Here is a 15,399-nt window from a genome sequence, read left to right as displayed (position 1 = left end):
GCCCGGCGCGCCGATCGCGCGACCGCGTCGCAAGTTTTTCTCGCTCGAACCGAACAGTTGCGCCTGCAGGGCCATGACCTGCGTGAACTATTACGCCGACGGCCGACCACTTGCTACAGCAACGTCATCGCGTGAGGGGAAGCATAATGTTCGAACGCTGTCACAGCCCGAACGAGGCGGCGCACCTGCTCCGACATCGGTTCGGATTGCCGGTCCAGTTGCTCGCCGGGCGTCCCGTGGTGACCACGGGCAGTCTGCTCGGGGGCGTCGTCATGCCGCCGGAACTCGGCAGGAAGGTGCTCGCCACCCTGGACCGCCAGATGACCGCCCCGGTGGTCGCCGACCCCGGCGACCGCACCTGGACGTTCCTGGTGACCCCGCCCAGCCCCGTCACCCCGGTCGACGTGCACGTCCGGCGCTGCCTGGCCGGACATCAGGTCACCGTGATTCCCGGCGGCCGCCACATGCTGCTGCCGAGCACCGATTCCCGCCTCGGCTGGCATTGGGCGGCCGAACCCGCACCCGGCGTGCTGCGCATGCCGCCGCGTTCGGCGGTCATCGGCGCCATCCACCAGGTGACCGGCATGCGGGCCGCGCCCGCCTCCTGACCGCCCGGCGCGACCGGCCCCCACCCGTAGCCGGTTGGGGGTCGGTCTGGGCGAAATCGGGTAGATATCGGTCCTCGGCCGGGGGTTTCTACTCATGTTCGGCACGGATGAGGGGCCGAGCATGGGGTCATGACTACATCTATCGATCCGGCGCTGATCTCGCGCTTGTCCGGTGAGTTCACTGCGCTGGGGACGCAGATGGGTGCACTCGGGCGGGATCTCGCGCTGCTTCGCGAACAAGTGGCGCCGGATCTCGCCGCCGAGCGTGCCCCGGCCGACTCGGCCGCGGGTGCGTCAGGTGACCGGGCTGCCCCCGGCGGAGCGGAGGGGATTCCGGCGGCGCTCCGGGGCAGCCCCGCTTCGGTGCCCGCGGGAGGGTGGCGCGGGTCGTCCTCGACGGACCTCGATTCCGCCGCCGCGAGCGAAAGCAGTTCCGTCGCCGGGAACCCCGACCTCGAGCGCAGCACCGCTGTTGGCGGGGGAACTCCGGTCGCCGTGGAGAGTGAGTCGGGTACGCCCGAAGACCTCGCCCGGCGCCGGGGCTCCTCTGGTGCCGAGGGCGGTTCACCAGCTGGTGTGGGAACGTCTTCGGCTGCGGTCGGGCATCCTGCGCGCGGCACGAGTGCGGCCGGTGCTCAGAGTGACTCGTCTGCTGGTGCTGGCTCGTCTTCGGGTGTGGCGGGTTGGCCGGGTGCGGTGCCGGGTGTGGGTGGCGGGTCGAGTGCGGCAGCTGTTCCGCCGGTTCCGCCTCCGCCCTACCCGCCGCCGACGGCGGCTCAGCCCGTGTACGGGTCCGCCTACGCTGCTGCGGCGGAGCGGTATTGGGGTCCCGGATCGGGGGCGATGGTTCCGCCGGGTGCGGTGCCGCCACCGGGTGTGCCGCAGGGATGGCCCACGCAACCGGGCGCGTTGCCGCACAGGGGCAGGCGGATGGCGCCGCCCGGGATGCTGCCGCCCGCGCCGTCGCGGCGAGAGCCGCATGTCCCGTGGTGGCAGCGGGACGGGGTGATCAGCCGGGTGCTCGCGGTGGCCGGGGTGGCGGTCACATTGATCGGTGTGGTGATGCTGTTGGTGCTCGCCGCGCAGGCCGGATTCTTCGGGCCGGTCCCGAGAGTTGTGTCCGGAGCGGTTTTCTCGGCCGTTCTGGTCGGCGCTGGCGTGCGGGTCGTCGGCAAGGCTGGCGGGCGGGTCGGCGGAATCGCGTTGGCGGCCACCGGTATCGCGGGTGTCTATCTCGACGTTGTCGCTGTGACGGCCGTGTATCACTGGTTGCACCCGGTGCTCGGGCTGGCGGTGGCGCTGGCCGTCGCCGCGGGGGGCGTCGGACTCGCGATGCGGTGGAAGTCGCAGCCGCTCGCGGTGCTCGTGGTGCTCGGCGCCGCGCTGCTCGCACCGTTCGTGACCACCGAGTTGGTGCTGCTCGGATTCCTGATCGTGCTGCAATTGGCTTGCGTCCCGGTGCAATTCGGACCGGACTGGCCGTTCCTGCACATTGTGCGCACGGTGCCCGCAGTGCTGGCCACCCTGGTGAGCATCGCCATCGCGCTGATCGAGACGCTCGATCACGGGCGCGAGCTGTGGTTGCTGGTCGCGTCGATCGCGGTCGCGCTGGTCGGTGTGTCCGGCACCGTGCTGGTGGTGCGCAGGCGTGCCGGTGACATCGTCGCCACGCTGGCCTTCGCGATCTCGACGACCCCGATGCTCGCGGTGGTGGCGCTGTTCGATCGGCGTATCGCCGCCCTCGTCGCGGCCGCGCACGCGGTGGTTCTCCTGTCCCTCGCCGCGACGGCAGTGACGCCGAAAATGCGTGCGCTCACCAAGATTCCGGGCCACACCGCCATCGCCGCTGCGGTGGCGGGTTCCTTCGCGCTGCTCGAAGCATGCGTCGGTGCGACGAGCACCCAGACTCTTCCGATCGCGACGCTGCTGGTCGCGCTCGGCTTCCTCGGGGTGGCCGGCCAGCTGCGTTCCAGCGCCGTCGCAGGCCTCGGTCTCGCCTTCGCGCTGATCGGCGGCCTCGCGTTCGCGGCCACGGCGACCCCGGAAAGGCTTGCGTCGCCACGCCTTGCCGAGCAGCACCTGTCCATCTCCACCACGTTGGCGGCGGTCATCGGCCTGGCCGTCGTCGCGGTGGCGGTCTGGACCGTCCGCAGACTCGCGGGCACGCCGAAGGGCGGTGCGGAGGAATCGATCCTGTGGATCGCCGCGAGCGGCGCGGCGCTGTACTTGGTGACCGCCGCGATCGTCGCGGTCGGCGCGGCCACCGGCGCCGCGGACGGTTTCGTCGTCGGCCACAGCATCGCCACCATCGTGTGGATGGCGGCGGCCACCGCGGCCCTGCTCTACGGCCTGCGCAACCTCGCACGCTCCGCCGCCATCGCCAAGGTCGCCCTCGGCTCCGGCCTTTTGGTCACCACTGCCGCACTGGCCAAGCTCTTCCTGTTCGACCTGGCCACCCTGGACGGCCTGATCCGTGTCGCCGCCTTCCTGGTGGTCGGAATCCTCCTGCTGCTCACCGGAACCCGCTACGCGCGCGCTTTCGCCGAAGCGGGCGGCTCGGGTAGCGCGTCGCCGGGCGGTACCGAAGCCCGCTCGGGTGCGGATCCGGCCGCCGAGTGACCTGAACACCCCGCCCGGGAAATGCCAAGGGGCGGGGCCGTTCTCACGACACCGGCCGCAACCACCATTTCTCTACCGCCGGTAGTCGAATGGATTCGACGATGGAGAAATGGTGGCCCCGACTGCCTCGGAGCCACCATTTCTCTCCCGTCGATTTCCTGCCCGCGATGGGTGCCCCGCGATGGATGCGGAATCAGTCCTCGTCGTGGCGGCGGAGGAGTTCGTTGACGCTCACCGAGCGTCCGTCGCCGCTGTGGTGCCTGCCTTCGTCCGAATCCGCGATGTGGCGGCGGGAGGAGCGGAGTTCGGCCATCCAGTTCTCGATGCTGGTGCGGTTGTCTGCCGGCGTCTCCGAGGCGCTGCCGTCCGAGGCCGCGTGCTCTGCGGGCGCGCGGTGATGTGTGGAACCCGGTGCGGCGGAAGAGGGTTGGTGGCTCTGCGCCAAGGGGCGGTGGCTTGCGCCTGCGGCCGGATCGTAGGCGCTCGACCCGTGCGGGGCCGAGTCGGGCGCGGTGCCGCGCGGTCGGGAGGTCCCCCCCGACTCGAGCGGCCGGGTCGCATCGTCCATCGAGCCCGCGGATTCCTGCGACCGCGCCGGTTCGGCGAACGGCACGGCACGCGGCCGCGGCGGCTCCGCCGGAGTCGGCTGCGTCGACCTGCCCGGGTACTGATCCGGCAGCCCCGACAGCGAAGTCGCGCGCGGCCGAGTCGGGTCGTGCGGTCCAGGAGCCACCGTGCGCGGCGGGCTGGGCGGCGCCGCGTGCGCCCCCGGAGTCGCCGGACGCGGCGGCACGGGCGGCGGAACCGAATCGATGCTCTGCGTGGGCGCTTCGGCCTCGATCTCCTCGATGGTGCGCGGACGACGTGGGGTGCGCGGCTGCTTGCCCTCCGACACCGCGGGCATCTGCATCGTCACCGGGTCGGTGATGGGGGTGGTCTTGACCAGGTCGACCACCTCACCGCCGCCGGGGCGCTCGTCGTCGAGGATGGGTTCGCCGAGGCCGATCTTCTGCTGAATGCGCTTCATCCAGGCGGGCGCCCACCAGCAGTCGTCGCCGAGCAGCTTCATGGTGGCGGGCACCAGCAGCATGCGCAGGATGGTCGCGTCGATGAACAGCGCCGCGATCAGGCCGTAGGCGATGTACTGCATCATCACCAGGTCGGAGAAAGCGAACGCGCCGACCACCACGAGCAGGATCAGCGCGGCGGCGGTGATGATGCGTCCGGTGTGCGCGGTGCCCGCTCGCACGGCCTCCGTGGTGGACGCGCCCTGGGTGCGCGCCTCGACCATCCGCGAGAGCAGGAAGACCTCGTAGTCGGTGGACAAGCCGTAGATCACCGCGATGATCAGCACCAGCACCGGCGACATGATCGGCTGCGGCGTGAAGTTCAGCAGGCTCGCGCCGTGACCGTCGACGAAGATCCAGGTCAGGATGCCCAGCGTGGAGCCGAGGCCGAGCGCGCTCATGAGCGCGGCCTTGATCGGCAGCACCAGCGAGCCGAAGGTCAGGAACATCAGCAGCGTGGTCACGAAGATGACCAGCGCGATCATCAACGGCATGCGGTCGAGCAGCGCGTCGATGCTGTCCTTCTGGATCGTCGGCTGCCCGCCGACATAGAGCTGGACGTTGTCCGGCACGTCCATCGAGCGCAGGTACTCGATGGTCGGGTCGTAGTTCTCCGAATCCTCCAGCGTCGCGCTCGTCCGGTAGACGTCGGGATCAGTGGTGGATCGGCTCGGCACCTCGAATTTGCCGGTGAGGCCGGGCGCTTCGCTCGCTTCCTTCCACACCTTGCCGACCGCGGCGCTGTCGTCGGAGACCATCACCAGCTGCACCGGGTCGGTCTTCCGCAGCGGGAAGACCTCGTAGAAGTTCTCCAGCGCGACGCGGGTCTTGTTGTCCGGCGGCAGGTATCGCTCGTTGATGCCGCCGAAGGCCAGGTTCTTCACCGGGATGATGAGCAGCAGCAGGCCGATGCAGATCGGCACGGCGATCTTGAGCGGGTGCTTCATCACCCACTGCGTCGTCTTGCCCCAGAAGCCGTTCTCGACCTCCTCCGCGGTCTTGGTCTTGCGGAAGCGCTTGAAGCCGAGCATGTCCACGCGCTTGCCGAGCACGCCGAGCATCGCGGGCAGGATGGTGATCGCGGTGAGCGCGGCCAGCGAGACCGTCGCGATGGTGCCGTAGGCGACGGATTTCAGGAAGCCCTGCGGGAACAACAGCATGCCGCCGAGGCTGGCGATGATCATGGTCGCGGAGAACACGACCGTGCGGCCCGCCGTCATCACCGAGCGCCGGACGGCCGCGCGAGTGTCGTACCCCTCGGCCAGCTCCTCGCGGAAACGGCTGACGATGAACAGGCCGTAGTCGATGGCCAGACCGAGGCCGATCATCGAGACGACGCCGGAGACGAACGAGTTCACCTCGGTGAACTTCGTCAGGAACATGATGATGCCGTTGGCGCCGATCACCGTCAGACCGCCGACGACCAGCGGCAGACCCGCCGCGACGAGACCGCCGAAGATGAAGAACAGCAACACGGCGACCGCCGGGATGGCGAGCATCTCCATGCGCTTCTGGTCGGCGGCCATGGTGTCGTTGAGCGTGCCCGACACCGCTTGCAGGCCGGTCACCTGCACGTCGACGTCCGGAATGTAGAAGACGTCCTTCACTTTCCGGTAGTTACGCACCATCTCGGTGTCGTTGTCGCCGACGATGGCGATGGAGGCGAAGGTGGACTTCTTGTCCTTCGAACCGAAGGTCAGCGGGACGCCGGGGCCGGTCTCGGTCTGCCAGTAGGCGCCGTTGACCTTGGCGATCTCGTTCGGGTGTTCCTTCGGCAGCCGGTTCAGGCTGTCGACGACTTTGTCCCGGAACTGGGGGTCGTCGATCGTCTTGCCCTGGGGTGCGGTGTAGAGCAGGATCACGTCGCTGGTGTGATCGCGCCCGAAGGCACCGTCGGCGATCCGCGCGGCGTCCGCCGATTCCGAGGTCGGGTCGTCCCATCCGCTGGAGCTGAGGTGGTGTTCCAGGCCGAGGCCGTAGCCTCCCAATGCCAGGAGGGCCGCGCAGACGATGCCGATGACGGCCCAGCGCAGCCGGTAGACCAGATCGCCCCAGCGTGTGAACACTAAGCGACTCCTTGGGCGGGGCGAGAGGTGAGCAACGCCGACAGCGGCCGGAACGGCTGCAGCCAGGCGCCCTCGTCGGGCAGCGAGTCGAGGCTGACCCTGGGCAGCGGTTCACGGAACACGCCCGGGATGTCCTCGAGGTCGATGAATTCGAGCGTATCGGATGTTACGGCCCAACTCGCGTGCTCGCGGAAGCCCAACACCTGAACGGGAACTCCGCGCGCGGCCAATCGTTCCAATGGTTCGCGAAAGGCTTGGCCGTCGGCGGAGGCGACCATGATTCCGGCGAGTCCGGCGCCGCGGCTACGCAATTCGATGTGCGCGAGCATGTCCGCGTCGACGTCGGAGTCGTCGTCGATCTTCGGCTTGGCGAACACGGCGTAGCCGACATTGCGCAGCGCCTCCACCCACGGGCGCACCACATCGGCGGTGCCTGGTGCGATGTTGGTGAAGACGGTGGCCTCCGGCTCGACCCTGGTCGCGCTACCGACCGAGAGTTCGGCTGTGCGTGCGAGCAGCCAGCGGCCGAGCGCATCGAACCGCGGACGGTACGCGGCGGTCGGGCGGCCGCCGAGGATGGCGCCGAGACCCATATCGAGGTTGGGCGCGTCCCAGACGAGCAGCACCCGGCGCACATCGGGCGCGGCGCCGCCCAGCCCTTCCGACCCGCTGCCGTGCCCCTCCGTGGTGACGTCCACCACCTCGTGGGCCATCTCACTGACACTCATGCCTGCGCCTCGCTGACGCTCGGCTCCGGCATGCGCGAGGCACGCTGGCACATGATTCGCTCACTGCGTTCGCTCATCCCTGCGCCTCGCTGACGCTCGGCTCCGGCATGCGCGAGGCACACCCCACGACTTTCATGACGGCCGAGCTAATTGGTCGCTCGCTGCGCTCGCTCATCATTCGATCTTGCCCCATATGAACTCGGTGATGGCGCTTCCCGCCCGATGCGCCTTGCCTTCGAATTTGGTGACGGGGCGGTCGAAGCCGATCGGGGCGCTCTCCTCGTTGTCCGCGCTGACGCCGCCGGTCGCCTCGTTCAGGCCGATCAGCAGCGGTTCCGCGGCGCCGACTTCGGCGATGTGTTCGGCGTAACCCGCGTGGTCGGTCGCGACATGCAACACACCCCCCGGCCGGAGGCGGCTCGCGATGAGCGCGAGGGTCGCGGGCTGCAGCAGCCGCCGCTTGTGGTGCCTTGCCTTCGGCCACGGATCGGGGAAGAACACCCGTACGCCGGTCAGCGACTTTTCGGCAATCATGTGCTCGAGCACATCTACAGCGTCGCCGCGCAGCAGCCGGATGTTACCGATGTCCTCGCGCTCGATGCGCTGCACCAGCTGGGCGAGGCCCGGCTGATACACCTCGATGCCGATCAGGTTCAGGTGCGGCTCGGCCTGCGCCATCTCGGCGGTGGCGGTGCCTGTCCCGCAGCCGATCTCGATGACCAGCGGGGCTTCGCGACCGAACCAGGCGGCGGCGTCCAGCGGTGCGTCGGAGACCTCGCGGCCGATCTTCGGCCACATGCGATCCCAGGCGCCCTGCTGGTTCGGGGTCAGCGCGCCCCGGCGGGAGCGGAAGCTGGTCACCCTCGGGTAGAGGCGGGAGCCGGTGGGCGATCGTCTGCCTGCTTCGAGCGGGGCCGATGCTGTGGACGGCCTGCCCGGAACCGACTCGACAGTGTGGTTGGCGGCGTCGTTCACGGCGTCCATTGTCCAGCATCCGACGAACGGCACGGCAATCGAACCCCGACCGCGCGGTCTTCGCGAGGTCAGGCGGCGCGTTCGGCGACGATCCTCGGCGCGGGCGGGGTCTCGCCGCGCAGCGGCCGCCCGAGCACGACCTTCACCGTGGTGGTCGCCATTTCCAGCAGTCCGCGCAGGCCGGTGGGGGAGGCGAGCACCGACCACACGGTGGAGTCGGAGTCGGCGGTCGGCGGCTCGCCCGCCAGCCGGTCGGCCAGCCACGCCAGGCTGATCGGGGTGGCCAGCGGCAGCATCGAGAAGTGCTCGCTGAGCCGGTCGCGCACATAGGTGACCGACGCGCCGCCCTGCCGGTAGCGGGCGACCTGACCGTCCACGCCCTCCTTGTGGATGACCTGGTCGTGCACGGGTTGCAGCACGAGCAGCGGACAGGTGGGGGTGGAGTGGCCGAGGCGCAGGTCGTCGAACAGGTCGCGGAACTCGGGTGTGGCCAGCAACTCTTGCAGCGGGCGCTGCAGGAAGTCGTCCATCTTCTTGCCCGCGAGCGCGAGGATCGCGCCGAGCGGCGTCGAGGTCTCGGCCGTGGCGACGAAACGATGCCCTTCGGGCGTGAGCTCGTCGTCGATCACCGCGCCGAGGGCGGGATAGAGCTTGCGCAGCGCGGCGATCACGATGGCGGGCAGACCGGCGTAGCTGCCGCCGTTCAGCCTGCGGAACACCTGCTCGGGATCGCCGACCGGCGCGCCGAGCACCGCGCCCGCGATGTTCAGCTCCGGCGCGTAGGTCGGCGCCATCTCCACTACCCAGGAGCTGGCCATGCCGCCGCCGGAATAGCCCCAGACGCCGACGGGTGTGCCCGCGTGCAGGCCGAGCGGGGTGAAGCCGAGCGCCGCGCGGACGCCGTCGAGCACGCGGTAGCCGGGTTCGCGCGGTGCGCCGAAGTTGCCGTGCGGTCCCTCGTGATCGGCGATCGAGACCGCCCAGCCGCGGCGCAGCGCGTTCGCGACGAGCAGCCACTCCACCTGGGTGACCGCGCCGAGCGCGCGGGATCCGCGCCGCAGGGCGTAGGACGGCGAGCACTTCTCGGTGACCGCGTCCATGGCCGTCTGAAAGGCCAGCAGCGGCCGGTCTTCGGACGGGTCGGCGCCGTCGGGCAGCAGCACGGTGGTCACAGCCACCTCGGGCGCGCCGTGCAGATCGTTGCTGCGGTAGAGCAGCTGCCAGGCCGAAACCTGTTGCGGCACAACACCGAAGAGTGCGAGATCGATGGCGCGGCTGCGGAGGACGGCGCCGGGTGGCCTGGAGGCGAAACCGCGCGGCGGCCGGTAGAACGGATCGGCGCTGGGGAGCAGCGGCTTGTCGCCGGGCGGCAGCGCCTGGGCGCCGCGGGCCTGCCGGTGGCCGATGGCCTCCGGTTCGCTGTCGACAACACCGATGGCGTCGACGGTCATCGCAACCTCCTCGACGGGCCGGAGCGCTTGCTTGAAAAGCGAAGCTGCGCACCGCCGATGGTGCCGACCACCAGTGCAGAGTAAGTGAAGCGCGGTATCTGTGTGAACCCTGGTAACAGGGGTCGACGACGGCACTAGACTGCCGACATGAGTTCACCGACCGTGTTCATCACCGGTGCGGCGGCCGGTATCGGCCGGGCTACGGCACTGCTTTTCGCTGGGCACGGGTACCACATCGGCGCCTATGACATCGACGAGGTCGGCCTCTCCCGGCTGGCCGCGGACATCAACAGCGCAGGTGGCAAGGTGCGCACCGGGATATTGGATGTGACGAACAACACTCATTGGGAAGAGCGGCTCGCCGAGTTCTACGCGGAGACGGGCCGGCTGGACATCCTGATCAACAACGCGGGAATTCTGCGCTCGGGCCGCTTCGAAGACATCGACCTGGCCACCCACCAGGCGATCATCGACGTCAACCTGGGCGGGGTACTCGCGGGCACCCACCACGCCTTCCCGTACCTGCGCGACACCAGACGGTCCCAGGTGGTGAATCTCTGCTCGGCGTCGGCGATCTACGGACAGCCCGAACTCGCCAGCTACGGCGCGACCAAGTCGGCGGTCAAAAGCCTCACGGAGGCACTGGATCTCGAGTGGTCACGGCACGACATCCGGGTGATCGCGGTGTGGCCGTTGTTCGTGGCGACCTCGATGGTGGACGGCATGGACACCGCGACGACCAAATCGCTCGGCGTGCGGCTGACCGCCGCCGACGTGGCCGACGGCATCTGGGAGGCGACCAGCAAGCGCCCCCGGCTGCCCAGGGTGCACTACGAGATCGGTACGCAGGCGAAGTTGCTGGCGACGGCCGCGAAGTACGCCCCGAGCTGGGCGGTCCGCGCGGCCAACAAATACTTCTCCGGTTCCTGAGCGGTCGGCACTGCCGGTGACCGCTCGGTCTGACAGAATTGCGCCTCGACAAGGGGGTGTGTAGCCATGCCGACGGCCACCGAATTCAACGGGCAGCTGCGCGAACGGGGTGTGCCCACGCGCGAAGGGGATCAGCTGGATCGGCTTCTCGTCGATCTGCAGTCGGTGGGCGGGCAGGCCGCCGCCATCGGTCATCACGCCAACAGCGCGGTCAACGCGTGGCGCAGGCCGCCGCGCATCCAGGTGACCGGGCGCGCGCACGCGGGCCGGACCACGGTGCTGCACGCGCTGGCGCTGATGTCGGCGGCGGAGACCGGTCCGGTGGACGAGCCGGGCGCGCCCGATCCGGTGCTCGACGCCGACATCGTGGTCTACGTCCTCGCGGGCGCGCCGCTGCCCGCCGACCGGAGGGTGCTCGCCGAACTGCCGCCCGAGCGCACGGTGGTGGTGTTGAACAAGGCCGACGCCATCGGCTCGCGCTGGGGCGACGCGGTCGCCGCCGCCGAGCAGTACACCAGGGAGCTGGGCATTCTCACGCTGCCGGTGGTCGCCGCGCTGGCGGTCCGCACGCGGGCGGGCGCCGTCACCGACGCCGACATGGCCACGTTGCGCAGGCTCGCCGCCGACGCGGACCCCGCGCTGACGCTCTCGCCGGACTTGTTCGTCTCACCGACCGCGGGCCCCGACGTCACCGAACGCGAGCAACTGCTGCACCGCTGGGAGCTCTACGGCATCACCTGCGCGCTGAGCGCGCTGCGCCACGATCCCGAGCTCGGCGCGCACGCGATCCTGCAACTGCTGCACGCCGCCAGCGGCATCGACGCGCTGCACCGGCTGCTGCACCGCTGCTACGAGCAGGTCTCGGCGCTGCGCGGCGGCGAACTGCTCGACGAGCTTGCCCGGCTGGCGGCCCGCGCGTTGCCGGGCGAGACCGGACAGGCCAGGGACATCCTCGAGGACTACCTGCACGGCGACGACGCCATGTGGCTGGCCCTGTGCGCCGGACTGGCGAATCCCGCGGTCGCGCATCTCGCCGCGGGTTATCCGTCGCCCGCGCCCGCCGACGCCGACGACGCGTTGACCAGGGCCGCGCGCTGGCGCGCCGTGGTCGCCGGCGACATGCCGCCCGCGGCGCGGCGCGCGGCGCTGCGGGTGCACAACGGATACATCCGACTATGGGAGCGAATGAGCAGTGCCGGACTCTGATCGACCGGATCCGGCGCTGCGGGGACCGACCCCGCCGGAACCGCTGTCGGCGGACGTGGAGGCGGTGGTCGCGCGCTGGAATCCCCAGGGCATGGCGTTGCTGAAGGCGGTGCGTGGCGCAGGAGCGGCCTCGACCGTCGCGCTGATCGGCCCGGACGACGCCAACACCACCCTGTTGCGCACCGAGCTGGCGCGTTTCGAACCCCGCATCGATCTCACCGATCCGATGACCGACGCCGACGCGGCCGTGGAATCCACCGCCCCCTCGGGCGGCGCGCCCTCCGGCGTGGCGCTGATCCTGCTCGACGCGGGCACCAGCCTCGGCACCGACACGCTGGGGGTGGTGCGGCGCCTGCGGTCGGACGGCACCCGAATCCTGCTCGTCATGAACGGCGTGCACGCCTACCAGGACTGGCGCACCGTGCGCTCGCACAATCTCGAGCTGCTCGCCGCGCAGGGCTTCGGCGACCTGGACATCATCCCGGTCTCGGCGCGTCTCGCCGTCGCCGGACGCACCGGCGGCGACGCCGGGCTGATCGACCGCTCCGGGCTGACGGCGTTGCACGCCGAACTGACCGCGACCGCGGCGGGCGCGGAGGCGTCGGGCGACGAGCGGTTGTCCGCCGTGCTGGCCCGGGTGCTCACCGACACCAGGAAGCGGGTCGTCGAACAGGTCGCCGCGCTGCGCTCGGGCGTGGAACCCACCCGCTGGCGCGAGGAGCGCGCGACCCTGCTCGCCGGCCGCGACGGCGGCCGCGCCACCGCCATGTCGACGCTGCGCGGCCAGCTGCACCTGGCCCGCGTCGACCTGATGACCGAGGTAGGCGGGCACGTCAGGGCGCTGCACACGGCGGCCCGCACCGAGCTCGACCGCCTGCACCCCGCCGAGCTCGGCGACTATCCGGACCGCCTGCAGCAGTCGGTGACCGAGCTGACCGGCGCGGTGGACGCGAGCATCGAGCGCAGGCTCGCCGAACTGATGCATCGCCTGGACAGCGCGGGCCGCGTGGATCTCGCGCCGCCGCATCGCCGACGGGACCCGGCGCCCCGGGTCGGCCCCGATCCGGAGCCGAGGCACCGGGGTGTCGAAGATCACCTCATGATCGCGCTGGGCGCTTCGGCGGGCGTCGGACTGGGCAGGCTGCTCGTCGCGCCGTTGTCGCTGGTGCCCGCGCTGGATGTGGCAAGCATCCCCTTCACATTGCTGCTCGGCGGCCTCGTGGCCTGGTGGGTGGTGCGGGCGCGGCGGCAGGTCGCCGATCGCGCGCACGTCCGGCAGTGGGTCGCCGACGCGCTCGTGAACGTGAAAGCCCAGCTAGAGCAACGGGTGGCGACCGCGCTGGTGGAAGCGGAGACCGAATTGGCCGATCGCGTGGTGCGCGCGAGCGCCACGCGGATCGTCGACACCGACCGACGGGTAGCGGAACTGGAGGCCCGGATTCGGCGGGCCGCGGCCGAGCAGCCGGGCCAGCTGGCGGCGTGCGAACGCGATATCGCGATACTCGACAGGCACATCGTGCCTGTTGAATAGGCAACCGAATGGGTACATGGTTAGGAACCCGATTCCGTACTGGTAGTCACATCGCGTTAACCTCTAAGCAGGAACCTGGGCGTCCGCTTCGTCCTTGTACGCCGTCCAGCCGGGGCGCGCTTTCGACTGGTCGTAGCGGGTTGCCTTCCCGCCAACGGTGGCGCTCGGTGTGTTCGCGCTGGTCATGGGCCTTGGGCCAGGCGGCGAAACATCGGACAGCCGCCCATCTCAGGAGAGTTTTCATGACCTCAGCGACCATTCCTGGTCTTCGTGGATCCGACGGCCAGGCGCCGACCGAGCACAGCGAACTACTCGCCTGGGTACAAGAAGTCGCAGAACTCACTCAGCCGGACCGAGTGGTCTGGGCGGACGGTTCCGATGAGGAGTGGGAGCGTCTGACCGCCCAGCTCGTGGCTGCGGGCACCTTCCAGAAGCTGGACGAGAAGAAGAAGCCGAACTCCTTCCTCGCGCTCTCCGATCCGTCCGACGTGGCCCGGGTCGAGTCCCGCACGTACATCTGTTCCAAGACCGAGGCCGACGCGGGACCCACCAACAACTGGGTCGACCCCGCCGAGATGCGCGCCACCATGACCGAGCTGTACCGCGGCTCGATGAAGGGCCGCACCATGTACGTGGTGCCGTTCTGCATGGGCCCGCTCGGCGCCGAGGACCCCAAGCTGGGCGTGGAGCTCACCGATTCCGAATACGTCGTCGTCTCGATGCGCGTCATGACCCGCATGGGCACCGCCGCGCTGGAGAAGCTCGGCGCCGACCGGCCGTTCGTGAAGGCGCTGCACTCCGTCGGCGCGCCGCTGGCCGAGGGCCAGCAGGACGTTCCGTGGCCGTGCAACGACACCAAGTACATCACCCACTTCCCCGAGGACCGCGAGATCTGGTCCTACGGTTCCGGCTACGGCGGCAACGCGCTGCTCGGCAAGAAGTGCTACTCGCTGCGCATCGCCTCGGCGATGGCGCACGACGAGGGCTGGCTGGCCGAGCACATGCTGATCCTCAAGCTGATCTCCCCGGAGAACAAGGCCTACTACATCGCCGCGGCGTTCCCCAGCGCCTGCGGTAAGACCAACCTCGCGATGATCCAGCCGACCGTTCCCGGCTGGCGCGCGGAGACCCTGGGCGACGACATCGCCTGGATGCGTTTCGGCAAGGACGGCCGCCTGTACGCGGTGAACCCGGAGTTCGGGTTCTTCGGCGTCGCGCCCGGCACCAACCGCCAGTCGAACCCGAACGCGATGGCGACCATGGAGGCGGGCAACACCGTCTACACCAACGTCGCGCGCACCGACCACAACGACGTCTGGTGGGAGGGTCTCGAGGGCGAGCCCGATCACCTGATCGACTGGAAGGGCAACGACTGGTACCACCGCGAGACGGAGACGCTGGCCGCCCACCCGAACTCGCGCTACTGCACCCCGATGTCGCAGTGCCCGATCCTGGCCCCCGAGTGGGACGACCCGCAGGGTGTGCCGATCTCGGCGATCCTGTTCGGCGGCCGCCGCAAGACCACCGTCCCGCTGGTCACCGAGTCCTTCGACTGGCAGCACGGCGTGTTCATGGGCGCGACGCTCTCCTCGGAGCAGACCGCAGCGGCCGAGGGCAAGGTCGGCACCGTGCGCCGCGACCCGATGGCCATGCTGCCGTTCATGGGCTACCACGTGGGCGACTACCTGGCCCACTGGGTCAACGTCGGCAAGAACGCCGATGCGGCGAAGCTGCCGAAGATCTTCTACGTGAACTGGTTCCGTCGCGGCGCCGACGGCCGCTTCCTGTGGCCCGGCTTCGGTGAGAACTCCCGCGTGCTGGAGTGGATCATCGGCCGCATCGAGGGTTCCGCGCAGGCCGAGCAGACCGCCATCGGCAACGTGCCGACCGCGGCGCAGCTGGACCTGGAGGGTCTGGATGTCGACGCGGCGGACGTCGACGAGGCGCTCGCCGTGAACGCCGAGGAATGGCGCAAGGAGATCCCGCTGATCGAGGAGTGGTTCGAGTTCGTCGGCGACAAGCTGCCTTCGGGTGTGCGCGACGAGTTCGAGGCCCTCAAGCAGCGCCTGAGCTGATTGTCTTTCACGATCGCCCGCACCGTTTTCGGTGCGGGCGATCGTGTTTTCCTGGTCGACTGCGAGGAGATCACACACCGTTCGGACGTCGCACAGCGCCATCGGCTGTGTGCGGCGTGCGGTGGATGTGTGCGCCGGAGGGT

10 protein-coding genes are annotated in these 15,399 nt (G+C 69.8%); 6 read left to right on the top strand and 4 right to left on the bottom strand.

The genetic code is table 11. From position 1 onward, the window contains the following. Window positions 1–131 precede the first annotated feature (131 nt). Window positions 132–608, top strand: a complete 477-nt coding sequence (locus tag ACRWNM_RS16540; RefSeq protein WP_431968362.1) for a hypothetical protein — start codon at window positions 132–134, stop codon at window positions 606–608. Between the two features lie 930 nt (window positions 609–1,538). Next, entirely contained in the window at window positions 1,539–3,227 is a 1,689-nt protein-coding gene (locus ACRWNM_RS16535) for a DUF2339 domain-containing protein (protein WP_431968360.1), read from the top strand. Window positions 3,228–3,420: 193 nt separating this feature from the next. Here ACRWNM_RS16535 and ACRWNM_RS16530 read toward each other — a convergent pair whose 3' ends face one another. The 4 genes from ACRWNM_RS16530 to ACRWNM_RS16515 all read right to left on the bottom strand — a co-directional run bounded on the left by ACRWNM_RS16530 (window position 3,421) and on the right by ACRWNM_RS16515 (window position 9,514). Next, window positions 3,421–6,360, bottom strand: coding sequence for an MMPL family transporter (locus ACRWNM_RS16530; RefSeq protein WP_431968358.1), 2,940 nt, complete (start codon window positions 6,358–6,360; stop codon window positions 3,421–3,423). Then, entirely contained in the window at window positions 6,360–7,088 is a 729-nt protein-coding gene (locus ACRWNM_RS16525) for an NYN domain-containing protein (protein ID WP_431968356.1), read from the bottom strand. The genes ACRWNM_RS16530 and ACRWNM_RS16525 overlap by 1 nt, the downstream gene beginning before the upstream one ends. Before the next feature lie 174 nt (window positions 7,089–7,262). After that, window positions 7,263–8,072, bottom strand: coding sequence for a tRNA (guanosine(46)-N7)-methyltransferase TrmB (gene trmB, locus ACRWNM_RS16520; RefSeq protein ID WP_431968354.1), 810 nt, complete (start codon window positions 8,070–8,072; stop codon window positions 7,263–7,265). Between the two features lie 59 nt (window positions 8,073–8,131). Then, window positions 8,132–9,514 (bottom strand): lipase family protein, encoded by a 1,383-nt coding sequence (locus ACRWNM_RS16515; protein WP_431968352.1) that lies wholly within the window; start codon window positions 9,512–9,514, stop codon window positions 8,132–8,134. 147 nt (window positions 9,515–9,661) lie between these two features. Between ACRWNM_RS16515 and ACRWNM_RS16510 the strand changes: the two genes are divergently transcribed. The 4 genes from ACRWNM_RS16510 to ACRWNM_RS16495 all read left to right on the top strand — a co-directional run bounded on the left by ACRWNM_RS16510 (window position 9,662) and on the right by ACRWNM_RS16495 (window position 15,256). Further along, window positions 9,662–10,444 (top strand): SDR family oxidoreductase, encoded by a 783-nt coding sequence (locus tag ACRWNM_RS16510; protein WP_431968350.1) that lies wholly within the window; start codon window positions 9,662–9,664, stop codon window positions 10,442–10,444. A 66-nt stretch (window positions 10,445–10,510) separates the two neighbouring features. Further along, window positions 10,511–11,650, top strand: a complete 1,140-nt coding sequence (locus tag ACRWNM_RS16505) for a hypothetical protein (protein WP_431968348.1) — start codon at window positions 10,511–10,513, stop codon at window positions 11,648–11,650. Continuing rightward, on the top strand, window positions 11,637–13,181 hold the full coding sequence (locus ACRWNM_RS16500; protein WP_431968346.1) for a hypothetical protein: 1,545 nt from the start codon (window positions 11,637–11,639) through the stop codon (window positions 13,179–13,181). Before ACRWNM_RS16505 ends, ACRWNM_RS16500 begins: the two co-directional genes overlap by 14 nt. A gap of 242 nt (window positions 13,182–13,423) precedes the next feature. Continuing rightward, window positions 13,424–15,256: a phosphoenolpyruvate carboxykinase (GTP) gene (locus ACRWNM_RS16495; RefSeq protein ID WP_431968344.1), complete on the top strand. Its 1,833-nt coding sequence runs from the start codon at window positions 13,424–13,426 to the stop codon at window positions 15,254–15,256. The last annotated feature ends 143 nt before the right edge of the window (window positions 15,257–15,399 follow it).

The organism is Nocardia sp. bgisy134 (genome assembly GCF_965341865.1).
Taxonomy (GTDB): Bacteria; Actinomycetota; Actinomycetes; order Mycobacteriales; family Mycobacteriaceae; genus Nocardia.
This window is presented reverse-complemented; position numbering and strand designations above follow the sequence as displayed.